The organism is Rhodococcus sp. Leaf233, from assembly GCF_001426165.1.
GTDB lineage: Bacteria > Actinomycetota > Actinomycetes > Mycobacteriales > Mycobacteriaceae > Rhodococcoides > Rhodococcoides fascians.
The window spans coordinates 291085-314762 of the sequence record NZ_LMRO01000011.1 but is presented as its reverse complement, the minus strand read 5'-3'; the positions used below and the strand labels follow the sequence as shown (position 1 = coordinate 314762).

Below are 23678 nucleotides of genomic sequence, written 5' to 3'. Positions count from 1 at the left end.
GGCCCGCGGATCCGCAGAGTCGAAGAGAGAGCGGACGGGTGTGTCCGCTCTCTCGACTATGTCATGTGCGTCCGAAATATGAAACGCGTTTCTCACATTGCGAGATCAGTCCAGATCGTCGTGCGCCATCAGCTGGCGCGCGGCCTCGATGACCGAACCCGACAGCGACGGATAGACCGAGAACGTGTTGGCCAGGTCGTTCACCGACAGATTGTTCTGCACGGCCATCGCGATCGGAAGAATCAACTCCGATGCGCTCGGAGCAACCACCACACCACCGATGACCACACCGGTGGCGGGGCGACAGAATATTTTGACGAAACCACGCTTGAGACCACTCATCTTCGCTCGCGGGTTGGTCGTCAACGGCAACATCACCGTGCGTGCCGGTACGTCGCCTGCATCGATCGCGGACTGTGCGACGCCGACCGATGCGATCTCGGGCCGCGTGAACACCGCCGACGCCACGGTCTTGAGCTTGATGGGACTGACGGCCTGGCCCAGGGCGTGGTACATCGCGATGCGTCCCTGCATCGCGGCCACCGACGCCAACGGCAGCAGACCCGTGCAGTCACCCGCCGCGTAGATGCCCGCGACCGCGGTACGAGACACGCGGTCGACACGCAGGTATCCACCCTTGTCGAGCTCGATCCCGACCTTCTCCAAACCGAGTCCCGACGTGTTCGGGACCGATCCGACGGTCATCAGCGCGTGGCTGCCCTCGACGGTGCGCCCGTCGGACAGCGTGACGACGATACCGTCGTCGGTGCGGACGACCGAGTCTGCGCGGGCATGCTTGACGAGGGTGACGCCACGTTCGTTGAACGCGTCTTCGAGCACAAGGGCAGCGTCCTCGTCCTCGTGCGGGAGGACGCGATCGCGGCTCGATACCGCGGTGACCTTGACGCCCATCTCGGTGTAGGCCGAGACGAACTCGGCACCGGTCACACCGGATCCCACGACGACAAGGTGTTCTGGCAGTGCTTCGAGGTCGTACAACTGCCGCCAGTTGAGAATGCGTTCGCCGTCCGGCTCGGCACCCTTGACGACGCGGGGGCGCGCTCCGGTGGCGACGAGGACGACATCGGCGTCGAGAATTCGCTCCTCGCCGTCGGCCAACACCGCCTTGATCTGGTGCGAGGCCAATCCGACGTGCGTGTCGATCATCTCGGCGCGACCGGCCAGTATTTCGACGCCCACCGAGGTGACCCGGTGCGCGATGTCGGTGGACTGCGCCTGCGCGAGGCTCTTCACTCGCGAATGAATCTGGGGCAGCGCGACCGCTGCCTGTGATGGGTCGAGTGAGATTCCGAGGTCGCTCGCGCGACGCATCTCGGTGCGAATGCCGGTCGAGGCGATGAACGTCTTCGACGGCACGCAGTCCCACAGAACGCAGGCGCCACCGATGCCGTCGGAATCGACGAGCGTCACCTGTCCGCCGTGCTGCGCCGCCACCAATGCTGCTTCGTACCCTGCCGGACCACCACCGATGATCACAATCCGGGTCATTGATCCTCTTCTCGCGTGCTGAAATCTTTGTACTGTGTCACGTCAACGGTATTGCAGTGTCCGGTTCCGCGCGTCGGTAAGGCTAGCTTCACTCCACCCGTCGCTCGGCGTACCTGCGACGACGCACCGAAACACCACCACGGGGCGTCAACGGGCGGCGATACGGTTTAGGCTGGCCGACGTGCCAATTTATGCCGCCTACGGATCGAACATGCATCCGGAGCAGATGTTGCAGCGTTGCCCCCACTCACCGCTGTCGGGAACCGGGTGGCTGCACGGGTGGCGCTTGACCTTCGGCGGTGGCGACATCGGCTGGGAGGGCGCGCTCGCCACGATCGTCGAGGACCCGGACTCACAGGTCTTCGTGGTGCTCTACGACGTCTCCGACGAGGACGAGGAGAGCCTGGATCGGTGGGAGGGCTCGGAGCTCGGCATCCACCGCAAGATTCGGCTGCGCATCGAGACCGGAGGCGAGCCGGTCCTGGCGTGGCTCTACGTTCTCGACGCCTACGAGGGTGGCCTACCGTCGGCACGCTACCTCGGGGTCATGGCCGAGGCCGCCGAAATTGCCGGTGCCCCAGCCGAATACGTGCGCGACCTACGCACCAGGAACAGCCGCAACGTAGGACCGGGCACCACGTCGTAGAAGTTCGCGGTCAGCGGCGACGACAACCGCCCGACCGCTAGTTCGGGTCCAATGCGATTCCGGTCATCACTTTCACACCCACGGCCAAGGCTCGCTCGTCGAGGTCGAATGTCGGCTGATGGATGTCGAGTTGCGGACCGGTCCCCGACCACACGCCCAGTCGGGCCATCGCTCCCGGCACGTTCTCCAGGTACCACGAGAAGTCCTCGCCGCCACCGGACTGCGCCGTGTCGGCCAATGCTGTCGGACCGACTCGGCCGATGGCCTTCTCGAAGGTGGCCGTGGACGCCGGGTCGTTCACCACAGGCGGTACGCCGCGACGGTAGTGCAGCTCGAAGCGCACCCCGGTCGGTGCCAGCAGACCGGTGACGATCTCGGAAACGAGCGGCTCGAGCAGTGCCCACGTTTCGTGGTCGCCGGTCCGTACTGTTCCGGTGAGCATGCCGGTCTGCGGAATGGCGTTGGGGGCCTGCCCCGCCACGACCGCGCCCCAGACCATGACCGTGCTGGTTCGCGGATCGATTCGTCTGCTCAACATGCCCGGCAGCCCGGTGATGACGGTCCCCAACGCGTAGACCAGATCGGTCGTCAGATGCGGCCTCGACGTGTGCCCGCCCGGCGAGTCCAGACGCAATTCGACGGTGTCGGCGGCGGAGGTGATGGCCCCGACACGCACTCCCACCTGCCCCACCTCGAGCCGCGGATCGCAGTGCAACGCGAAAATCTTCGACACCCCGTCGAGCGCTCCCGCGGCAACGGCGTCGAGTGCACCGCCCGGCATGACCTCCTCGGCAGGTTGGAAGATCAGCCGAACGCCATGTTGCAGGTCCGGCAGCGACGCCAGCGCGAGTCCGGTCGCCAGCAGCACCGTGGTGTGCGCATCGTGCCCGCACGCGTGGGATACGCCGGGAACCGTCGACGTGTACGGCGCACCGGTGATCTCCTGCAGCGGCAACGCGTCCATGTCCGCACGCAGCGCGACGCGTGGGCCGTCGGGACCGATATCGCAGATCAAGCCCGTACCGCCGGGCAGAGGTTTGGGTGACAGGCCTGCCGCCGACAGCTGCTCCATGACGAACGCCGTCGTAGCGAATTCACGACGGGCCAGTTCCGGATGGGCGTGAATGTGCCGACGCCACAGGGACAGATCTTCTGTGTGAGCCTGGATCCACCGATCGATCGCGGCTTCACGTGAACTCATCGCTGCACCGCCGATCGAGCGTTCACACCGTCGAGCAGACGCGCCCGGGTCTGTGGATCGGCTGCGGCACGAGCGGCCGTTCCGGCGAGGGCGAGAGCACCGTCGAGCAGTGCACGATCGGCGGACTCGGTGACACACGCGGCGGCGAACTCCGGTTGATGCGTCACCGCCCCTCCGGCATCGAGGCCGACGACGGGGTGGATTCCGGGTAGAACATTCGTCACGTTTCCCATGTCAGTGCTGCCCAACGGGCGAAATCCTTCCAAATCCGGTGCCAAGGGCGACCGTCCCAATGATTCGATTTCCTGACGAAATGCCGCCACCAGCCACGAATCCGGGGTCAGGGCCGCGTACGTCGGCGACACCGTGCGGATTTCGTGTGTGCATCCGGTGGCAATGGCACCCGCCTCGAAACAGGCGAACGTCTTCTTCGTCAGCGCCTCGAGTGACTCGGTGCTGTTCGCGCGAAGATAGTAGAGCAATTCGGCATGTCCGGGCACGATGTTCGGCGCGACGCCGCCGTCGCTGACGATGCCGTGCAGTTGCTGGCCGGGCGAGAGGTGCTGCCGAATGAGCCCGAGCGCCACCTGTGCGACGGTGACGGCATCGCCCGCGTTGATTCCCCACTCGGGGGCGGCCGAGGCATGGGCCGCACGGCCGGTGAATTTGACGGCAACGTCGGCCAATGCCAGCGACGTCGCGCCCACGATGTCGAACGGGCCCGGATGCACCATCAGTGCGGCACCGATGTCGTCGAAGACGCCGCGCTCGAGCATCAGGACCTTGCCACCGCCGGTTTCCTCGGCAGGGGTGCCTAGCACTCGGACCGTGATGCCGAGCGCATCGGCCACCGGCGCGAGCGCCAGGGCGGCACCCACCGCGGACGCGGCGATGATGTTGTGGCCGCAGGCATGACCGATCTCGGGCAACGCGTCGTACTCCGCGCAGATTCCGATCACGAGCTCGCCGCTACCCACCGACGCGGTGAATGCGGTGTCGATGCCGGCGACCCCGGATTCGATCTCGAAATGGTGGGCGCGAAGCGTGTCGAGGACCTTCGCAACGCTGCGGTATTCCTCGAACGCCAGTTCCGGTTCTGCGTGAATCGAATGCGACAGCGCAACCACTTCGTCGGTTGCGTGAGCGAGCGCGCGGCCGATCTCCTCGCCCACGGCGGCACTGTTCGGTTCGTCGATCACGAGAGACAGTGTGTCACTAGCGAGGCGGCGTGTCGGAACGGCTGTGCCGACTCCGAGCCCGAACAGTGCCGGACGAGGCTAGTTGCCGAAGCTGAAGTTGCTGTCGTCCGTCGGCGTCGTCAGCGCAGCGAGCAGGTCCACGTGCATCCGACTCTTGATGCCGGCCAGGTTCGCTCCCCGGGTGCTGGTCAGCGCCGCCGCCTTGGCAACGGCGTCGGAAACCACCGATTCCTCGGACGCGGTGGCCTCGACGATTCCTGCGGCCACCGCATCGGCCCCGCCGTAACGACGGCCGGTCAGCATCGCCTCGACGGCGGTCTGCTTGGGCAGCCTGGAGTTGATCAGGGCAGACATGCCGACGGTGAACGGCATGTTGAGGTTGACCTCCGGCAGGCAGTAGAAGCCTCGGTCTGCGCGCTGGATGCGGAAATCCTGCGATGTTGCGAACATCGCGCCGGCACCGAACGCATGGCCCTGCACGGCTGCGACCGTGGGCATCGGGAACTCCAGCAGCCGCGTGTAGAGCGTGTGCACGCGGTCGAGGTACCAGGTGATCCGGTCCAGGTTCGCGAACAGCCAATCGGTATCGAGTCCGTTGCTGTAGAACTTGCCTGCCGAGGTGGTGACCAGCGCGGCCGGACCGGTCGATGCCTCGACCTCGTCGAGCAGTGCATGGACGGCATCTATCCAGTCGGGGTGGAACCTGTTCTCTGGATTGCCCGCGCCCTCCTGGGCACCGAGGAACAAGATGTGGACATCACCGTCGCGTTCGAGATAAGGCATGCAGCGGATACTACTCGGCGGTAACTTCCCGGTCGCACCGTCTCGGTTCCACATCCATCGCAGCGATCTCATACTGTTGTTCATCGTGGCAACTTCCGACGCACGAGCAACCGATCCCGTGACCGATCCCGACGCGGCGGCGCGCACCGCCGCCGATGCTCTCGCTGCAGCGACCGGCATCGACACCCATACCGTCGCCATCGTCCTCGGCTCCGGCTGGCAGGCGGCCGCAGATGTCTTCGGCTCCCCCACCGCGACCGTGCGCATGGCCGATCTCCCCGGCTTCGCGCCGCCGTCCGCGTCGGGCCACTCCGGCACGATCACCTCGGTGGACGTGGGCGGAACCCACACTCTGTTACTTCAGGGCCGTACGCACGCCTACGAGGGCCACGACCTCCGACGCGTCGTGCACCCGGTGCGCACCGCGATCGCGGCAGGCGCGACGACCGTCGTCCTCACCAACGCCGCCGGCGGCATCCGTGAAGGCATGAGCGTCGGCCAACCCGTTCTGATTTCCGATCACCTCAACCTGACCGCCCGTTCGCCGCTCGTCGGCGCCGAATTCGTCGATCTCGTCGGTGCCTACTCACCCGAACTCCGCGCTCTCGCGGCCGAGATCGATCCGTCTCTCGAGGACGGCGTCTACGCGGGACTGCCGGGCCCTCACTACGAGACGCCTGCCGAAATCAAGATGCTGCGCACGTTCGGTGCAGATCTGGTGGGCATGTCGACGGTGCACGAGACGATCGCCGCCCGTGCAAAGGGTGCTCGCGTGCTGGGAATTTCGTTGGTCACCAACCTCGCTGCCGGCATGACCGGAGAACACCTCGATCATTCCGAAGTGCTCGCTGCGGGCAAGGATTCGGCAGCTCGGATGGGCGCTCTGCTGCACGAGTTGGTCACCCGGCTGTGATCGAGGATCTCACCGAACGCGTGCAACGCTGGATCGCGGGAGATCCCGATCCGGCGAGCCGCGACGAACTCGACGGCCTCTCCGATTCCGAACTAGCGGACCGATTCAGCGGTCCGTTGACCTTCGGCACCGCCGGTCTCCGAGGGCCGGTGCGCGCCGGCCCGAACGGCATGAACGTCGCCGTGGTCGTGCGAGCAACCGCCGGTATCGCAGCGTGGTTGCTCGGGCAGGGCCTCGGCGGATCCACGGTCGTGGTGGGCCGTGACGCGCGCACCGGTTCGGAACAGTTCGCCTTCGCAGCGGCGGAAACGTTGGCTGCGCAGGGATTTTCGGTGGTCCTTCTCCCTCGACCACTCCCCACGCCCGTTGTCGCCTTCGCCGTACGGGCGCTCGATGCCGAGCTGGGGGTGCAGATCACCGCCTCGCACAACCCGGCCGCCGACAACGGGTACAAGGTGTATCTGCGGGGCGGGTCGCAGTTGGTTCCGCCGAGCGATGCCCAGATCGAGGCGCTCATCGAGGCCAGCGCAGATGCAGTCGACGTGCCTCGCACAGCCGTCGAGCCCAGCGGCTCGGACATCGCGTCGCGCTACCTCGATTCGGTTGTGAGACTGCCCCGTTCGAGATCACGCGATGTTCGTATCGCCCTGACTGCACTGCACGGCGTCGGCGGAGAACTCGCCGTGGCGGCACTGCGCGGCGCTGGGTTCCGCGACATCCGGGTGGTCGAGGAGCAGTTCGAGCCCGATCCGTCCTTCCCGACGGTGACCTTCCCCAACCCGGAAGAGCCGGGTGCTGCGGACGCGGTTCTCGCGCTGGCGGCCGAGACCGACGCCGACCTCGCCGTGGCACTCGACCCCGATGCCGATCGCTGCGCAGTCGGAGTCCGAGACGCTCACGGTTGGCGGATGCTGACCGGGGACGAAACCGGCGCTCTGCTGGCCGACTACCTGCTGCGTGACGCACCGCCCGGCTCACTGGTGGCCAACACCATCGTGTCCTCGCAGCTGCTCTCGGCACTGGCACCGGCCCGCGGCGCGCGCTATGCCCGCACACTGACCGGTTTCAAATGGCTCGTGCGCGCCGGAGACGGCCTCGTGTACGCCTACGAAGAAGCGATCGGTCACTGCGTAGATCCGAATGTGGTGCGAGACAAGGACGGGATTTCTGCCGCCGTCGTACTGGCGGACCTCGCGGCGGCGCTGAAGCAGGACGGACGCACGCTACTCGACGTACTCGACGACCTCGCCGTCGAATTCGGAGTCCACAGCGGCGCGCAGGTGTCGCGCCGAGTGCAGGATCTCACCGACATCGGGGACATGATGCGCCGACTGCGCAGCACGCCGCCGACCGAGCTGGCCGGACGCACGGTGACTGTCATGGACTACGCCGACCGGGACGACGAGTTGCGCACCGACGCAGTCGAAATCGCGGGATCCGGACTCCGGGTCATCGTGCGACCGTCCGGGACCGAACCCAAGCTCAAGGCGTACCTCGAGGTCGTCGAGCCCGTCTCGGACCGGCAGGATCTGGCGAGGGCGAGAGCGACGGCGTACGAACTCCTGGCCCAGCTCTCCGCGTTCGCAAAAGAGCTGTAACTCAGAACAGTGCCGACTGCACCGCAGGCAGATCGGACGTGAAGGCCCCGAGTTCGATGCGCCGACCCTTCAATGCCGCCAGATCCGCGACGTAGGTCTGCTCGTCGACCGAGGCGATCACCGCCTGCCCGACGCATGTCCTGATCTGCAGTCCATGAGAGCCGGTTGCGACATCGGCGGGGTAGGCAACCCGAGTATCGTTTTCGCTCAATGTTTCCCGCCCCGCAGGCGGAGTCCACCGCTCCGCGATCGGCCGACATCCGCCGATCGCGGCGTCGGTCAACAGCTGACGGACCTGCTCCGCACGCGCGGCAGTGCCTGCCTCCAACCGGTCGAGATCGAGTGGCACGCACAGCGATGCTGCTTTCGTCGCCGACCGTACGGCCTGCCGTAGTCCGAGCCTTTCGGTCACCAGGTCCTCGGCGACACGCACGGCCTTGCCGTCGTCCGCGTGCGCGACGTACTGCGCACAGATAGCCCCCTGCTCGGCCAGCCGACCCCATTTGCGAGTCTGCGCGGCCGTCCCGATCTTGAAGGTGCCGTTGGCAAACGCCGCCAGGTAGAGCCAATGCGGTGCCATGACATGCTTTTCCAGATCACGCGAGACGAATCCGCTGCGGTGCACGGTATGAACGAAACGAAACACGTCCTTGTCCGCGCACCGTGCACACTGGCTTGATCCGACGGCCGGCTCCCGGCCCGGGCACGGAACGTACCGCGGCGGCCCGTCCGCAGTGAATGCCGTTCGGCCCGTGCAGTATCGGTCTGCCGCACCGCCGAGAGCGCGGTAGCTCAGTGTGTTACCCACCAGCTCCTGAAACTCGACCTGCTCGGCCTCGATGTCGAGCAGGCGCAACCGCGGGGTGTCAGGACCGGCGGAGGGCCAGGACACCCCGAGCGCGAGCAGGGTTGCACCGGAGCGAATCAGCGGGGCCCGAACTGACGGTCGCCCGCGTCGCCGAGGCCCGGGACGATGAAGGCATTGTCGTTGAGTCCGTCGTCGATGCTCGCGGCAACGAGTCGCACCGGGAGTCCCGATGCTTCGAGCGCTGCGACGCCTTCGGGGGCGGCCACGACGCAGATGGCAGTGACATCGGTTGCGCCGCGTCCGACGAGCAGCTCGATCGTGTGCACCATCGATCCGCCGGTCGCCAGCATGGGGTCGAGCACATAGACCGGAGTCTGGGACAGGTCGTCGGGCAGGGACTCCATGTAGGGCACCGGCTGATGCGTCTGCTCGTCCCTGGCCATCCCGACGAACCCGACGCGAGACTGTGGAATCAGACCGCTCGCCTTCTCCACCATGCCGAGACCGGCACGCAGTACGGGCACGAGCAGCGGCGGACGAGCCAACCGGGTGCCCTGGGTGACTGCGACGGGAGTACGTACCTCGAACGTGTCGATGTCGGCGTCCCTGGTGGCCTCGTACACCAGCATGTGGGTGAGCTGGCGGAGCGCAGTGCGGAACGTGGCGTTGTCGCTCCGCTCGTCCCGCATGGTGGTGAGCAGGGCGGCGGCCAGTGGGTGGTCGACCACGTGTGTATCCATGTCTCACAGGATAAGGCCCAGCACCATGAGGCCCCACACGATGAGCCCCAGCGGAGGAGATCGCCGAGACGCACGGTGAACGGCAAGTCGTGGGAACCGATGTGCCCGCAGTCGCGTCGAACCAGTTGGGCGTCGCATTCGGCGACTGCGCGAACGCACGCGATTTCAGGGGGACTCATGGACGAACTCGTCGTCGAGACCGAGGGGGTGCTCGCCTACGGTGCGGCTGCGTCGACCATGGCCGAGCAGATCGCGGCGGCCGGTGCTGCCGCCGCTGCCTGCGGGCCCGCCGTGTTGGCGCCGGTGTTCGGCCTGATCGGGCAGGAATTTCTGGCCACGGTGACCGGAACCCATCTGGCGCATACCGATGCGGTCGTTCGCCTGGCGGGAGCGGTGGCGAGCCTCGGTTCTGCGGCCGCCGATGCTGCGGTGTCGTACGCCCGCACCGACGACGCAACCGGGGCGGCCGTCACGGCCCACTCTGCCGGTCGCGCACCGGACGCTCGGTAAGCGGCGATGATCGATCTACTCTCTCGCCCCATCGTCGAGCTACTCGGTGCCTTCGGCGGCGGTACCGTTCCCTCCGGAGGCCCCGCGGACGTGTTGCGACTGTCGTCGGCTGCGATCGAGGCCGCCCAGGGAATCGGCCGCATCGCGATCACCGAACTTGCTTCGAACTGGAACGGCGACGCCGCGGACGCAGCACTTCGGTACGCCGAGAACGCTCATGCGAGTGCTCTGGCCCTTGCCGATCACGCGGACGATATCGCCGCCGTCGTCGATCGGGCATGTCGGGATACCGAGCAGGGTTTCGTCGAACTACAGGCAATAGTGCAGTCGTTCGTGGGCATCGCCCTTTCCGCAGGACCGATCATCGCCACCCCGATGGGGCAGACGATGCTGATCTCGGCCGCGATCGAGCACCTCGAGCGCGCTCTGGCGGTGGTCGCGCGTGTGCGCGCCGAACTGGCCGTGCACGCTGCGACAGCCGGCGAGCTGGCCTCCCCACCCGCGGTCCCCGCACCCATCGACTCCGGCCCGGCAGCGGTGCCGGGCTCGCCCTCGAACCTGATGACCTCACCTGCAACGGCTCAGGTGATCGAGACCGGGGAGAAGCTGGCGAAGACGTTCGCGCAGTCGCTCTCACAAACCGGCGGCACGCCGGACTCCCCCGGAGCCGGTGGAGCACAGCACTTCTTGGGCAATTCGGCGATGGATTCACCCCGCGCCGGGGACGCCGGCCGAGGAGTAGAGGTGCGATTGCCCGACGGGAGCACCGTCACCGCCCCCAACGCCGAAGCCGCAGGTGCCGTTCGCAGCGCGCTGACGCAGCAGGGCGTCCCCTACGCCTGGGGCGGTACGACGCCGGGCACCGGACTGGACTGCAGTGGGTTGACCCAATGGGCGTACGCACAGCAGGGCGTCGACATCCCCCGGCTGGCGCAGGAACAGGACATCGGCACATCGGTGGCGGCCGGTGACGTACAGCCCGGCGATCTCGCGGTGTGGGACGGCCACGTAGCGATGGTCATCGGCAACGGCCAGCTCGTCGAGGCGGGAGACCCGGTGCAGGTAGGACCGATCAGAACGACCAACAGCGACATGGCATTCAAGGGCTTCTACCGCCCGACCCAATAACGGTCGGACCGAACGAGAGGCAGACCGAATGAGAGGAAGTCGATGACGGACGCGAACACCACCGTCGTCAGCGCGGTATCGGCAACTCGATCCGGCTCGGTATCCGTTCGCGCCACCGAGCATGGAGTGCCGATCGCAATCGCTATCGACGAACGTGAACTACGTTACGGGGGAACAGCATTGGCGTCGACGATCCTGGATCGATGCACGCGGGCGACCACAGCCGCTCGGGCACAGCGCCGAATCCGGTTGGCCGAGGACGGGGTTCCCGCCGACATCCTCGATCGCCTGGGTCTGCCGACCGACGCCCGAGTGGCCGCCGACGCGAACGACGATCTGGCCCAGGATCCGGCACCCACGAGTTGGTTGCGACCGGTATGACCCACTCTCGCCCCACCGATCTCGACACCGTGATCGACAAAGTGATCGACAAAGCCCGACACCGGCTCAACGGATTGCGTGAGACACAGGAGCGCGTCGACCACATCAGGATTCGAGTGGCCTCACCCAACGGGCTCGTGACCGTCGTCGCGGACGGTACCGGGGCCATGGTCGGTCTCGATCTCGCGGAGGATCTCGGATCGGTGACTGCCCGCGAACTCGCGTCGACCATCGTTCTCACAGCTGCCGAGGCGGCGTCCGCAGCGTTGGACCTGCGCGAGACCATCCTGCAAAGTCTGCAGGCTTCGTTCACAGACTCCTGAGATAGGCTTCGCGCCATGGCTGGAGACATCATCCCGATCGAACTCGGTCTGACCGCCGGTGACTTCTCGACTCTGTGGGCACCGGAGTGGCGAGAAGGCGACGACGAATGGGAGGCATTCCTCGGACACGAGGAAGATCTCTACGGATTCGCCACGGTTGCCGAGCTCGCCGCATTCGTCCGATCCGACGACGACAACGACCTCGTCGACCACCCGTCGTGGCCGGTGGTGTCCGCTCTCGCGGCCTACGAACTCGAGCCCGACGAGCTGCATCGGTTCGACCTCGTCGCAGTCCCCGAGTTGGTGGCTGCAGACCCCGAAGCCGACGTTCTCGCCGAACTGCAGGCCACCTTCGACATCGTCTCGTCCATCGGTGATGTCTGCGAACTACGGCCCGTCACAAGCTTTTTCGGAACCAATCCGTTCGTCGGAGCGGTGGCCGGTGGCGTCGAGAACTTTCTCGGCCGTGAAGGTGCCGAGCTGTGGGACCGCATCGGCGCAGCAGTGGCGAAGCATTGGGACGAAGTCCTCGACGCAGTCGATTCCATCGTGACCTCCCCCGACGTCGACAGCGCCGCCGTCGCCGTCGCCGACGCGGAGATCACCGCGGCTGCAGAGAACGCCGTCGATGCAGACGACGCAACGGACGACATCGACGACGACACCGAGGACGAAGAGTCCGACGGCGACGCAGAGAGCGACGAGGACGACGTCGACCGAGATCCCATCGCCGCTGCCGCGGCGGAGGAGACGTTCTGGACCACCGTCGGTATCGATCCCATTCGCATCATCACGTCCGACGACACGCTGTACACCCTGCGGTGCTACCTCGGCGACAAGCCCGTCTTCCTCGGCCGCGGTGGAGCCATCAGCGTGTTCGGGTCCGAGCGCTCGCTGGCTCGCTATCTCGCCGACGATCACGATCACGACCTGGCGCAGGTCAGCACCTACTCCGATGTTCAGACCGCCGCGATCGACGGCTCACTGGACATCACGATCACCGACGACAACGTCTACGTACTGCCCGGACTCGCCGACGACCTTGCCGACGGGCCCACCGCGGTGGACGTCGACCAGCTCGATCTTGCCGTCGAATTGTTCACCGATGCAGCCGATTTCGCCGGCGACAGCTCGGTGGACGAGGCCCTCGCCACGTCCACACCGTTGGGCTGGTACGTCTCGTACACCCTCGAGCCCAGTCCCGATCGGCTGGCCCCGAGCGCACCGTTCGACGTCGAGGCCGAGGCTTGGCGGGCCCTCGAGCGAGAGTTCGAGAGCCGTCTCCGCAAGAAGTAGGGCGTTCTCGCCCGGCCGCGCGCTCGCTCGTCAGCCGATCAGCACCGCGTAGCCGGGCTTGATGACGTCGTCGATCAACGCCAATCGCTCGTCGAACGGCAGGAATGCGGACTTCATCGCATTGATCGTGAACCGCTCGAGGTCACTCCACCCGTAGCCGAACGTATCCACCAGTTTGACCATCTCTCGGCTCATCGAGGTGTCGCTCATCAATCGGTTGTCGGTGTTCACGGTGACGCGAAACCGCAGTCGTGCGAGCAGATCGAAGGGGTGCGTCGCCAACGATTCGACGGCACCGGTCTGCACGTTGGAACTGGGGCACAACTCCAACGGCATCCTGGTGTCGCGGACGTACGCGGCCAAGAGACCGAGTGACGGCGTGCCGTCGGAGTTCGTGGTGATGTCGTCGGTGATCCGTACTCCGTGTCCGAGCCGGTCGGTTCCGCAGAACGCCACCGCTTCCTGGATGGACGGCAGACCGAACGCTTCGCCTGCGTGAATGGTGAAGTGCGCGTTGCTGGCTCGCATGTATTCGAAGGCGTCGAGATGGCGGCTGGGAGGGAAGCCCGCCTCGGCCCCGGCGATGTCGAAGCCCACCACCCCGCGGTCACGGAAACGCACCGTCAGTTCCGCTATCTCTCGTGAACGTGCGGCGTGCCGCATGGCCGTCAGCAGGGTGCCCATGGTGATGTTCTTGCCCCGCACCTTGGCTGCGGAGATGCCCGCCTCGAAACCGGCGAGGGTGTGGGTGACGACCTCGTCGAGGGTCAGCCCGCGTTCGAGGTGCTGTTCCGGCGCGAAGCGCACCTCGGCGTACACGACGCCGTCGTCGGCCAGATCCTCGGCGCATTCGCGCGCCACCCTGAACAACCCCTCGGGGGTTTGCATGACGGCCACGGTGTGCGCGAAGGTCTCGAGGTAGCGCTCGAGCGATCCACTGTCCGCTGCGTCGCGGAACCACTCCCCCAGAGCGGCACCGTCGGTCGCGGGTAACCCGTCGTATCCGCATTCGTCGGCCAGTTCGAGCACGGTCTGCGGTCGGAGTCCGCCGTCGAGATGATCGTGGAGCAACGCCTTCGGAGCCGACCTGATGGACGCGAGATCGAGTGGCGCACTGCCACCGATCGAGGACTGAGTGTTCTCCGCGGTGCTCATGTGTCGACGGTAGCGCGCGTCGTGCGCGGACGCGCGCCTGTCATCGCCACTCGGCGAGTCCGCGGATTCCCGCGACGTCCGCCACTTCCGCGACCTATTTCGTTGCATTGTTACTCCGATGAAAACTATTCCGTCGATACACAGCGAATCGGCGACGGAAATCGTAGTGTTCATCCATCACACGCGACCGATTCTGTCGGGTCCCCTTCCGACGCCTCGGTCGACTCGAACCTCGGAGAGACCTATGTCGATTGCGGAACCGCCCAACACCATTCCGGGCAAGGGACTCAACACCGGCGCGCTCGGGTTGGTCGGCAACATCGTCATCGGACTGTCGGCGGTGGCCCCGGCCTACAGTCTCGCCGCCACCCTCGGCTACGTCGTTCTGGCCGTCGGCGACAAAGCACCGTCGATGTTTCTCATCGCCTTCGTTCCGATGTTGCTCACCGCCTTCGCCTACCGCGAGCTCGGGCGCGACACACCTGATTGCGGGACGTCGTTCACCTGGGGTACCAAGGCCTTCGGGCCCTGGGTCGGTTGGATGGCCGGGTGGGGGCTGGCCGTCTCGGCGATCATCGTGCTGGCCAACGTCGCCGAGATCGCAGCCATCTACCTGTTCGAGTTCCTCGGCCTGTCGGACTTGGCGGAGTCGACCGCGGCCAAGGTCGCCCTCGGTTCGTTCTTCATCGTCGCGATGACCTACGTGAGTTTTCGCGGCATCCTCATCAGCGAACGCATGCAGAACGTGTTGCTGGTCGTCCAGTTCGGCGTACTCATCGGAGTGTCAGTGACGGCACTGGTCAAGGTGGGGACGGGTACGGCCGGTCCGCAGGCCATCACGCCGCAATGGAGCTGGTTGGTGCCCACCGGGGTGACGATGTCCGACGCGGCCCAGGCCATCATCCTGTGCATCTTCATCTACTGGGGATGGGATGCCTGCCTTGCCGTCGGCGAGGAAACGAAGGACTCGGAGAAGACGCCGGGACGGGCCGCCGTGATCACGACGCTGATTCTCGTCGCGACCTACGTGCTCGTCGGATACGCCGTGCAGTCGTTCGCCGGGTTCGGAGACACGGGTATCGGTCTGAACAACCCGGACAACGTCGATGATGTGCTCACCATTCTCGGCGATCCGGTCGCCGGCTCGATCGTCGCGTCGCTGCTGCTGTTGACGGTGTCCATCTCGGCGCTGTCCTCTACACAGACGACCATCCTGCCCACGGCCCGCGGAACACTGTCGATGGCTGTGTACGAGGCAATCCCCAAGCGGTTCGCCAGCGTGCACCCCAAGTACATGACGCCCGGCTTCGGCACGCTCGTGATGGGTGCCGCAGCCCTGATGTTCTACCTGGTACTCACCTTCGTCAGCGCCAATGCGCTGCAGGATTCGGTGGCATCGCTCGGGCTCGCGGTCGCGTTCTACTACGGCATCACCGCATACGCGTGCACGTGGTACTTCCGTCGGACACTGTTCTCGTCCGCCCGAAACCTGTTCATGCGCGGCATCTTTCCACTTCTCGGTGGGCTGTCCATGACGTGGGCGTTCGTGCAGAGCGCAGTCGACATGATCAAGCCCGACTACGGTTACACCGTCTACGGTCCGATCGGCGGAGTGTTCGTCCTCGGTGTCGGCATGCTGGTACTCGGAATCCCACTGATGCTGCTGTGCTTCGTGGGCAACAAGGATTTCTTCCAGGGCAAGACACTCACCGCGTCCACCGAAGTCAAGGTTCCGGACACTTACTAGAAGAGAAGGACCGAAACTCATGAAGATCACCGTCGGCTACCTCGCCACCCCCAGCGGCGACGACGGCGTAGCCCTGGCCACCGCCCTCGCCCGCGCCCTCGACGCGTCCATCGACATCGTGCTGGTCATGGCCGTCGACGAACCTGTCATGGAAGGCAGTGGACCGTATCGAAAGATCCTCGAGGCCAAGGCAAAGGGCTGGGTGGACGACGCGGCCGCCCAGGTCCCGTCGGGTATCGAGGTGACCACGCACGTGCTCAGCCACGAGTCGTTCGCCCGCGCCCTGATCGACTTCGCCGTGAACTCCGATGCCGACATGATCGTTGTCGGCGGTGCCAGTGACGGCCTGCTGAACCGACATTCGATCGGCTCGGTCGCCGGTCAGCTTCTGCACGCCTCGGAAGTTCCGTTGGCACTTGCCCCTCGGGGCTACCGGCTCTCCAGCGCACCGATCACCGATCTCACCGTCGCCGTCCCCACCCGGTCATCCGCCCCGAACCCGTTGCCGTTCGCTTTCACTCTCGCCAGCGCTGCGCACGTGCCTCTTCGATTGGTCTCGCTGGTCTCTCTGGAATCGACCGGAACCCCGAGCGACGAGACTTCACTGGACACGCGTCGACGGCAAGTCGCTGCCGCACAGGAGAATCTCGAACTCGCGGCCCGCACTCTCCCCGGCATCGAGGGCCTCGAATCCGTGGTGGCCGACGGGTCGAAACTGGACGAGGCCGTGGGCAACCTCGAGTGGAAGCCGGGCGATGTGTTGTTGCTCGGCTCGAGTCGGCTGGCGACCCCCAAGCGGGTGTTCCTGGGCTCGAGTGCCGCCAAGATTCTGCGTGCTGCCCCGGTGCCGGTGGTCGTCGTTCCGCACGAGTAGAGCGGCTTCGCCGCATGTGAGTGGAAATGCGTAGCAGAGCCCGAGTTTCCACGCACGTGCGGCGCAGCCGCTCTAACTGTCGAAGCCCAGACCCAACGCGTCCATTCCCTTCAGCCACAATCCCCGCCGCCCCTCGTTGCGGTCTGCACGAGCGAATTGCGCACGAGTGATGTTGATCCCGATCGACTTGAGGGGCTCGGGTGGAAACGGCAACGGCTTGGTACGCACCATCTTCAGGCGCGTTCGTTCGGTATCGCGTCCGTCGAGCAGATCCAGTGCCGTTCGGGCCCCGAAGTGCGACGCGCCGACGCCGAGGCCGGTGAACCCGGCCACCGACGCCACTCGCCCGTTCATACCCAGATCCCAGAAGGCGCTGAACCGCGAGCACGTGTCGATCGATCCGCCCCACGCGTGGGTCGCACGGATTCCCTCGAGGGCTGGGAACATCTGCAGCAGATGTTCGGCGAGCAACGCGAACTCGTCTGGATGTTGGGTTCGGCGTGGGTCGGTGTCGCTACCGTAGAAGTAGTGCGCGTCCCACCCACCGAACAGGATGCGATCGTCCGCCGTCAACCGGAAATAGTGGAATCGATTGCCGGAGTCGGCCAATCCTTCGCGGCCGGACCAGCCGATTGCGGCGAGCTGCGCCGACGTCAGCGGTTCGGTCATGATCACGTAGTCCCACACCGGGACTATCCAGTGACGGAGCTTGCGGCGCAACGATTTCGATGCCGAGGTGGCCAGCAGAACCTTGGCTGCCTCGATGGTGCCGTAGCCCGTCTTCACCCGAATACCGTTGCCGGACTTGTCGATCGACAAGGCCGGAGTGTTCTCGTGGATGCGTACGCCGAGCGACTCCGCCGCGTCGGCCAGGCCCCAGGCCAATTTGGCAGGATCGATCATCGCGACGTCGGGGTCGAACAGGGCACCGCGCGCCATCGGTGAGGTGATTTTGGCTCTCACTGCAGCGGCGTCGAGGTATTCCATCGGTTGCGAAAGTCGTCTCCCCTCGTCGCCGAGCTCACGGAGGTCGTCGACCTGCCAGTCGAAATTGGCGATGTCGAGCTCGCCGGTGCGTTCGATGTCGGCGTCGATTCCGTACTTCTTCGCCGTCGCGCAGATCGCGTCGAGCGTCTCGGTTCCCATTCGCAGCAACTCGGGTAGTTCGTCGGCATACCGGTCGAGTCCGTTGCCCAGTCCGTGCGTCAGGCTGGCCGCGCAGAAGCCGCCGTTGCGTCCGGTGGCGCCCTCGGCAATGCGGTCGCCTTCGAGCAACACGATCGATCTGTCGGGGTTCTCCTCTGCCGCCTGCAGAGCCGCCCACAATCCGGTGAACCCGCCGCCGACGATCACCAGATCCGCAGACGTCGAACCGGAGTGCCGCGGCCTGGGCGTCGGTCGTTCCGGTCGGTCGAGCCAGAAGGGCTGCGGCGCTGCTCCGAGAACCATCGCCACGCCGCGATCGGTGGGTTCGGTCGCCCAGGATGCGCTCATCGTCGTAGCTCCTGATCCTCGGGTCCTGCGCTGGCGAAAACGGTGCGATGCCAGGACTTTCGGGCCACACCGGTGATGTCGGTCATCACGTGTTTGACGGTGAGGTACTCGTCGAGCGAGTAGCTCGACATGTCCTTGCCGAACCCCGAGGCTCCGAATCCGCCGTGCGGCATCTCGCTGATGATCGGGATGTGGTCGTTGATCCACACACAACCGGCCGCAATCTCCCGCGACGCTCGGCCCGCGCGGTACACGTCGCGGGTCCACGCCGAGGCCGCCAGTCCGAACGCGGTGTCGTTGGCCCGCCGAATCGCATCGTCGTCGCCGTAGTGCCGCGACACCGTGAGCACCGGTCCGAACACCTCGTCGCGATAGATCTCGTCCTGCTCACCCACATCGGCGATCAACGTCGGCGGGTAGAAAGCACCCCTACCGTCCGGGACACGGCCTCCGGTGACGATCCTCGCTCCGGTATCGCGAGCCCGATCCACCATGGCCGCAACCCGATCCCGATGCGCGATCGAGATCAGCGATCCCATGTCGGTCGCCGGATCCGTCGGATCTCCCATGACGACGCGTTCCATCACCTCGGCAACTCCGGCGACGAAATCGTCGTACAGCGAGTCCGCGACGATGGCGCGGGTTGCTGCCGTGCAGTCTTGTCCGCCGTTGATCAACGAACCGGCGACGGCACCGTGAATCGCAGCCTCGAGGTCGGCATCGTCGAACACCACGAAGGGGGCCTTGCCGCCGAGTTCGAGCTGCACCCGGGTGCCGTGCACGGCTGCCTGCGACATCACCTGCCTCCCGACGGGAGTGGAACCGGTGAAAGTCATCAGGTCCAGGCCCGCATGCGAGGACAACGCGACTCCGGCCTCCGCTCCGGTTCCGGTGACCACGTTGAACACCCCGTCGGGCAGGCCGGCCTCCGAGGCGAGACGCGCCAGACGCAGCGTGGTCAGAGGCGTGAGTTCACTGGGCTTGAGCACGATGGAACACCCGGCCGCCAACGCCGGGATCGCCTTCCAGACGGCCATCTGCAGCGGATAGTTCCACGGCGTGATCGATCCGACGACGCCGACCGGGTCGCGTCGGATGGCCGAGGTGTGTTCGCCCGAGTACTCGGCCGCTGCCTTGCCGTCCAGATGTCGGGCAGCTCCGGCGAAGAACTCGATGTTGTCGACACTGCCCGGAACGTCGAACTCCGTTGCCAGACGCACGGTTTTACCGGTCTGGGCCACCTCTTCGGTGGCGAATTCGGCGTCGGCCGCCACCGATCGCGCCAAGTCGGCAAGCACCGCGCCGCGCTGGGCCGGCGTTGCGGTGGCCCACTGCGGTAGCGCCGAGCGCGCTCGAACGAGAGCCGCTTCGACGTCCTCTGCCGTGGCGAGACCGAACTCGGACACCACGGTTCCGGTCGCCGGGTTCTCGACGCCGGAGCGGTCGCCGCTGCCGTCCACTGCGCGTCCGTCGATCCAACAACCAGGAATGTTCGCCATGACTGCACGATACCGACCGATCCACGGATTCGCCCGGTTTCCGATCCCGCAACAACCGATTCTGTCGTCGACACAGATATTTATTGCGAATTTCATCGCCTATCGCTTGTGTCGGCGGCGGTGTCGGTGACAAGATCGACCGATGCCGGATCAGTCACCCATCGCACTCGACGACGTCTCCAAGGCGATTATCGAACAACTTCAGGAGGACGGGCGACGCTCCTACGCCGCGATCGGCAAAGCCGTCGGGTTGTCGGAAGCTGCCGTGCGGCAACGTGTTCAACGCCTGACGGACTCCGGCGTCATGCAGATCGTCGCCGTCACCGATCCGGTACAGGTCGGATTCAAGCGGCAGGCCATGATCGGCATCAAGTGCACCGGAGACAGTCATGCACTGGCCGAGCAACTCTCGGCGATCGACGCGATCGACTACGTGGTCCTCACGGCAGGCTCCTTCGACATCGTTGTCGAAGTGGTGTGCGAGGACGACGAACAACTACTACGGATTCTCAACAAGCAGATCCGCAGCCTCGACGCGGTCACCAGTACCGAAACCCTGGTCTATCTGAAACTCGTCAAGCAGCAATACAATTGGGGAACACGATGACGCGATCCACATCCGAACTCGACGCCTCCGCGGCCAAGCATCTGTGGGGCCACTTCACCCGTCACGGCGGCGGGGTCACTCCCCCGATCATCACCCGCGGTGAGGGTTCGACCATCTGGGACTCGAACGGCAAGAGCTACATCGACGGACTGTCGGGCCTCTTCGTGGTGCAGGTGGGGCACGGCCGCGAAGAACTGGCCGAGGCCGCAGCGAAGCAGGCCAAGGAATTGGCGTTCTTCCCACTGTGGTCGTATGCCACCGAGCCTGCCATCGAACTCGCCGAACGGCTCGCCGGATACGCCCCTGGGGACCTCAATCGAGTTTTCTTCACCACCGGCGGTGGCGAAGCAGTCGAGAGCGCGTGGAAGCTGGCCAAGCAGTATTTCAAGAAGGTCGGCAAACCAGGTAAGCACAAGGTGATCTCGCGTGCCATCGCGTACCACGGCACCCCGCAGGGCGCTCTGGCCATCACCGGTATCCCGGCACTCAAGGAACCGTTCGAACCGTTGACCCCGGGCGCATTTCGGGTGCCGAACACCAATATCTATCGGGCTGCGGCCCCCATGGACACCGATCCCAAGGCGTTCGGAATCTGGGCGGCCGACCGCATCGCCGAGGCCATCGAATTCGAGGGCCCCGACTCGGTGGCCGCCGTGTTCCTCGAACCGGTCCAGAATGCGGGTGGCTGCTTCCCTCCTCCACCCGGATACTTCGAGCGCGTCCGCGAGATCTGCGATCGCTACGACGTCCTGTTGGTCTCGGACGAGGTCATCTGCGCGTTCGGGCGCATCGGATCGATGTTCGCCTGCAACGACTTCGGCTACGTGCCCGACATCATCACCTGCGCCAAGGGAATGACCTCGGGCTACTCCCCCATCGGCGCGATGATCGCCTCCGACAAGCTCTTCGAGCCGTTCGACGACGGCACGTCGAGCTTCGCCCACGGCTACACCTTCGGCGGGCACCCCGTCTCCGCAGCCGTCGCCATGGCCAATCTCGACATCTTCGAACGCGAGGGGCTCAACGCCCACGTTGCGGACAACGCACCCGCGTTCCGCGCGACGCTCGAAAAACTGCACGATCTGCCCATCGTCGGCGATGTGCGCGGCGAGGGGTACTTCTACGGCATCGAGTTGGTGAAGGACAAGGCCACGAAGGAAACGTTCAGCGACGCCGAAGCAGAACGCATCCTCCGCGGGTTCCTGTCCACCGCCCTGTTCGACGCCGGGCTGTACTGCCGGGCCGACGATCGTGGCGACCCGGTGGTACAGCTGGCTCCGCCGCTGATCTGCGGGCAGAAGGAGTTCGACGAGATGGAACAGATTCTGCGCAGCGTGCTGACCGAGGCGGGGAACCTGATCTGACCGACGGCGTTACTGCCCGATCCGGTCGATGACGAGGGGGGTCGGCTGCGCGGCGGTGGTGCCGATCTCCCAACTGCCCTCGAGGGCCTGCTGCGCGTAGTCGAACTTCTCCGGGGTGTCGGTGTACAAGGTGGCCAACCGATCCCCGGCGCGAACCCGATCGCCCGGCTTGGCATGCAGACGCACCCCGGCTGCGCTCTGTACCGGCTCGCCCTGCCGCTCCCGGCCCGCGCCGAGCCGCCACGCCGCGAGGCCGACGCCCATCGCATCCAAGCCGGTGACGACGCCGTCCTGCGTCGCAGTGAATTCCTGGCTCTCACGGGCGACAGGCAGCGCGGCGTCGGGGTCGCCGCCCTGCGCCGCGATCATCGTGCGCCACCGGTCCATGGCGGACCCGTCGGCAAGCTTGTCTGCCGGATCGATGCCCTCGATCCCGGCCGCGGCGAGCATGGTGCGTGCCAGCGTGATCGTCAGCTCCACGATGTCCGCCGGCCCGCCGCCCGCCAGAACCTCCACCGACTCCTGCACTTCGAGCGCGTTGCCCGCGGTGAGGCCGAGCGGTGTGTCCATCGCCGTCAGCACCGCCAGGGTCCGTACGCCCGCATCCGTTCCGAGTTCGACCATCGCCGTTGCCAGTTCGCGTGCATCGTCGACGTTCTTCATGAACGCGCCCGCCCCGACCTTCACGTCGAGCACCAACGCGCCCGTGCCCTCCGCGATCTTCTTGCTCATGATCGAACTGGCGATCAACGGAATCGACTCGACGGTTCCGGTGACGTCGCGCAGGGCGTAGAGCTTCTTGTCGGCCGGAGCCAGATCTGCGCCTGCCGCGCAGACCACCGCGCCCACGGCGGGGTCGGCAAGAATCCGGTGCATCTCGTCGCCGCTGAGATCAGCTCGCCATCCGGGGATGGACTCGAGCTTGTCCAAGGTGCCCCCGGTATGCCCCAGCCCGCGGCCCGACAGTTGCGGCACCGCCGCTCCGCACGCAGCGACCAAGGGTGCGAGCGGCAGCGTGATCTTGTCTCCGACGCCACCGGTCGAGTGCTTGTCCACGGTAGGGAGCGGCAACGCGGAGAAGTCCATTCGCGTGCCCGACGCGATCATGGCGTTCGTCCATGTGCTCAACTCCCGGCGCGACAATCCGCGCAGCAGAATTGCCATCGCCAACGCCGACATCTGTTCCGGCGCGACGCTTCCGCGGGTGAACTCGGCGATCACCCACTCGATCTGCTCGTCGTCGAGAACGCGTCCGTCGCGTTTGGCGCTGATGATCGATACGGCGTCAGGCATGGTTGTTCACGCGTCCTTCGTCGAGGTTGTCGGGGCCGAATGCGTCCGGGAGCAACTCTGCCAGCCGACGCGGCCCGGTGGCGGTATCGACGAGCAGATCCGCGCCGCCGAACTCGTACAGCAACTGCCTGCACCGCCCGCACGGCATGAGGATCTCGCGTCGGGAATCGCAACAGGAAAAGGCAACGAGCCTGCCCCCGCCGGTCGAGTGCAGGTTCGACACCAACCCGCACTCGGCGCACAGGCCCAAACCGTATGAGACATTTTCCACATTGCACCCGGTGACAATGCGATTGTCGTCCACCAGAGCTGCCGCGCCCACCGGAAAATTGGAGTACGGGGCGTATGCATGCCTCATGGCCCCATGGGCATTGTCGCGCAACGCATTCCAGTCGATTTCGTTCATGGTCACCCATCCAATCACGCTGTCTGAATTGATGCAGAGATCTACCCGAAACCGCCCGAATGAATTGGGAAGGCAAACCTAACACGGGATTTCGGCACCATACGAACCTCGAGTCGAATTAGTTCCGTGTTTCGAATGGGTTTACAGTTTCTATCAAGCGGCTAGTACAACCAGCACTAGGGCCGAATCGCGACAAATCGAGCC

23 protein-coding genes are annotated in these 23678 nt (G+C 65.7%); 12 read left to right on the top strand and 11 right to left on the bottom strand.

The window, feature by feature from the left end; genetic code table 11:
• Positions 1-105: 105 nt before the first annotated feature.
• Complete coding sequence (locus ASH04_RS19500; RefSeq protein WP_027496441.1) at positions 106-1509, bottom strand: NAD(P)H-quinone dehydrogenase; 1404 nt, start codon at positions 1507-1509, stop codon at positions 106-108.
• Between the two features lie 181 nt (positions 1510-1690).
• Here ASH04_RS19500 and ASH04_RS19495 point away from each other — a divergent pair, with 181 nt between their 5' ends.
• Complete coding sequence (locus ASH04_RS19495; RefSeq protein ID WP_027496440.1) at positions 1691-2155, top strand: gamma-glutamylcyclotransferase; 465 nt, start codon at positions 1691-1693, stop codon at positions 2153-2155.
• A 37-nt stretch (positions 2156-2192) separates the two neighbouring features.
• On the opposite strand, the gene ASH04_RS19490 is transcribed toward ASH04_RS19495, so the two are convergent.
• The 3 genes from ASH04_RS19490 to ASH04_RS19480 all read right to left on the bottom strand — a co-directional run bounded on the left by ASH04_RS19490 (position 2193) and on the right by ASH04_RS19480 (position 5338).
• On the bottom strand, positions 2193-3356 hold the full coding sequence (locus tag ASH04_RS19490; RefSeq protein WP_057474273.1) for a M20 family metallopeptidase: 1164 nt from the start codon (positions 3354-3356) through the stop codon (positions 2193-2195).
• On the bottom strand, positions 3353-4528 hold the full coding sequence (locus ASH04_RS19485; protein WP_057474308.1) for a M20 family metallopeptidase: 1176 nt from the start codon (positions 4526-4528) through the stop codon (positions 3353-3355). The genes ASH04_RS19490 and ASH04_RS19485 overlap by 4 nt, the downstream gene beginning before the upstream one ends.
• Before the next feature lie 105 nt (positions 4529-4633).
• Positions 4634-5338, bottom strand: a complete 705-nt coding sequence (locus ASH04_RS19480; RefSeq protein ID WP_057474272.1) for an enoyl-CoA hydratase-related protein — start codon at positions 5336-5338, stop codon at positions 4634-4636.
• An 85-nt stretch (positions 5339-5423) separates the two neighbouring features.
• On the opposite strand from ASH04_RS19480, the gene ASH04_RS19475 reads away from it, so the two are divergent.
• Together ASH04_RS19475 and ASH04_RS19470 are read left to right on the top strand one after the other, a co-directional pair.
• Positions 5424-6251: a purine-nucleoside phosphorylase gene (locus ASH04_RS19475; RefSeq protein WP_048319886.1), complete on the top strand. Its 828-nt coding sequence runs from the start codon at positions 5424-5426 to the stop codon at positions 6249-6251.
• Positions 6248-7849 (top strand): phospho-sugar mutase, encoded by a 1602-nt coding sequence (locus ASH04_RS19470; RefSeq protein ID WP_057474271.1) that lies wholly within the window; start codon positions 6248-6250, stop codon positions 7847-7849. Before ASH04_RS19475 ends, ASH04_RS19470 begins: the two co-directional genes overlap by 4 nt.
• A 1-nt stretch (position 7850) precedes the next feature.
• Here the strand turns inward: ASH04_RS19470 and ASH04_RS19465 are convergent, their stop codons facing one another.
• Both ASH04_RS19465 and upp read right to left on the bottom strand, forming a co-directional pair.
• The gene (locus tag ASH04_RS19465) at positions 7851-8741 is read right to left on the bottom strand and encodes a DUF2797 domain-containing protein (protein WP_230593563.1); all 891 of its coding nucleotides are present in this window, start codon (positions 8739-8741) and stop codon (positions 7851-7853) included.
• Between the two features lie 32 nt (positions 8742-8773).
• Positions 8774-9397, bottom strand: coding sequence for a uracil phosphoribosyltransferase (gene upp / locus ASH04_RS19460; protein WP_027496434.1), 624 nt, complete (start codon positions 9395-9397; stop codon positions 8774-8776).
• A gap of 177 nt (positions 9398-9574) precedes the next feature.
• On the opposite strand from upp, the gene ASH04_RS19455 reads away from it, so the two are divergent.
• From ASH04_RS19455 to ASH04_RS19435, 5 genes are read left to right on the top strand one after another with little or no spacing between them, the layout of a single operon-like run.
• Positions 9575-9907 (top strand): type VII secretion target, encoded by a 333-nt coding sequence (locus tag ASH04_RS19455; protein ID WP_080733168.1) that lies wholly within the window; start codon positions 9575-9577, stop codon positions 9905-9907.
• A gap of 6 nt (positions 9908-9913) precedes the next feature.
• Positions 9914-11035, top strand: a complete 1122-nt coding sequence (locus tag ASH04_RS19450) for a C40 family peptidase (protein WP_057474270.1) — start codon at positions 9914-9916, stop codon at positions 11033-11035.
• 42 nt (positions 11036-11077) lie between these two features.
• The gene (locus ASH04_RS19445) at positions 11078-11416 is read left to right on the top strand and encodes a hypothetical protein (protein WP_057474269.1); all 339 of its coding nucleotides are present in this window, start codon (positions 11078-11080) and stop codon (positions 11414-11416) included.
• Positions 11413-11739 (top strand): YbaB/EbfC family nucleoid-associated protein, encoded by a 327-nt coding sequence (locus ASH04_RS27000; protein WP_057474268.1) that lies wholly within the window; start codon positions 11413-11415, stop codon positions 11737-11739. Before ASH04_RS19445 ends, ASH04_RS27000 begins: the two co-directional genes overlap by 4 nt.
• Before the next feature lie 15 nt (positions 11740-11754).
• Complete coding sequence (locus tag ASH04_RS19435; RefSeq protein ID WP_057474267.1) at positions 11755-13035, top strand: hypothetical protein; 1281 nt, start codon at positions 11755-11757, stop codon at positions 13033-13035.
• Positions 13036-13065: 30 nt separating this feature from the next.
• On the opposite strand, the gene ASH04_RS19430 is transcribed toward ASH04_RS19435, so the two are convergent.
• Entirely contained in the window at positions 13066-14190 is a 1125-nt protein-coding gene (locus ASH04_RS19430; protein ID WP_057474266.1) for an adenosine deaminase, read from the bottom strand.
• Positions 14191-14434: 244 nt separating this feature from the next.
• On the opposite strand from ASH04_RS19430, the gene ASH04_RS19425 reads away from it, so the two are divergent.
• Positions 14435-15937, top strand: coding sequence for an APC family permease (locus tag ASH04_RS19425; protein ID WP_032371009.1), 1503 nt, complete (start codon positions 14435-14437; stop codon positions 15935-15937).
• Between the two features lie 19 nt (positions 15938-15956).
• Entirely contained in the window at positions 15957-16811 is an 855-nt protein-coding gene (locus ASH04_RS19420; RefSeq protein WP_057474265.1) for a universal stress protein, read from the top strand.
• Positions 16812-16883: 72 nt separating this feature from the next.
• Here the strand turns inward: ASH04_RS19420 and ASH04_RS19415 are convergent, their stop codons facing one another.
• Positions 16884-18305: an NAD(P)/FAD-dependent oxidoreductase gene (locus ASH04_RS19415; protein ID WP_032408074.1), complete on the bottom strand. Its 1422-nt coding sequence runs from the start codon at positions 18303-18305 to the stop codon at positions 16884-16886.
• The gene (locus ASH04_RS19410; protein ID WP_057474264.1) at positions 18302-19804 is read right to left on the bottom strand and encodes a gamma-aminobutyraldehyde dehydrogenase; all 1503 of its coding nucleotides are present in this window, start codon (positions 19802-19804) and stop codon (positions 18302-18304) included. The genes ASH04_RS19415 and ASH04_RS19410 overlap by 4 nt, the downstream gene beginning before the upstream one ends.
• Before the next feature lie 142 nt (positions 19805-19946).
• On the opposite strand from ASH04_RS19410, the gene ASH04_RS19405 reads away from it, so the two are divergent.
• Both ASH04_RS19405 and ASH04_RS19400 read left to right on the top strand, forming a co-directional pair.
• On the top strand, positions 19947-20411 hold the full coding sequence (locus ASH04_RS19405) for an Lrp/AsnC family transcriptional regulator (protein ID WP_027496424.1): 465 nt from the start codon (positions 19947-19949) through the stop codon (positions 20409-20411).
• Entirely contained in the window at positions 20408-21775 is a 1368-nt protein-coding gene (locus tag ASH04_RS19400) for an aspartate aminotransferase family protein (protein ID WP_032371013.1), read from the top strand. The genes ASH04_RS19405 and ASH04_RS19400 overlap by 4 nt, the downstream gene beginning before the upstream one ends.
• A 9-nt stretch (positions 21776-21784) precedes the next feature.
• On the opposite strand, the gene ASH04_RS19395 is transcribed toward ASH04_RS19400, so the two are convergent.
• Both ASH04_RS19395 and ASH04_RS19390 read right to left on the bottom strand, forming a co-directional pair.
• Positions 21785-23068: a thymidine phosphorylase gene (locus ASH04_RS19395; RefSeq protein ID WP_032408072.1), complete on the bottom strand. Its 1284-nt coding sequence runs from the start codon at positions 23066-23068 to the stop codon at positions 21785-21787.
• Positions 23061-23474, bottom strand: a complete 414-nt coding sequence (locus tag ASH04_RS19390) for a cytidine deaminase (RefSeq protein WP_027496421.1) — start codon at positions 23472-23474, stop codon at positions 23061-23063. The genes ASH04_RS19395 and ASH04_RS19390 overlap by 8 nt, the downstream gene beginning before the upstream one ends.
• Positions 23475-23678: the final 204 nt, after the last annotated feature.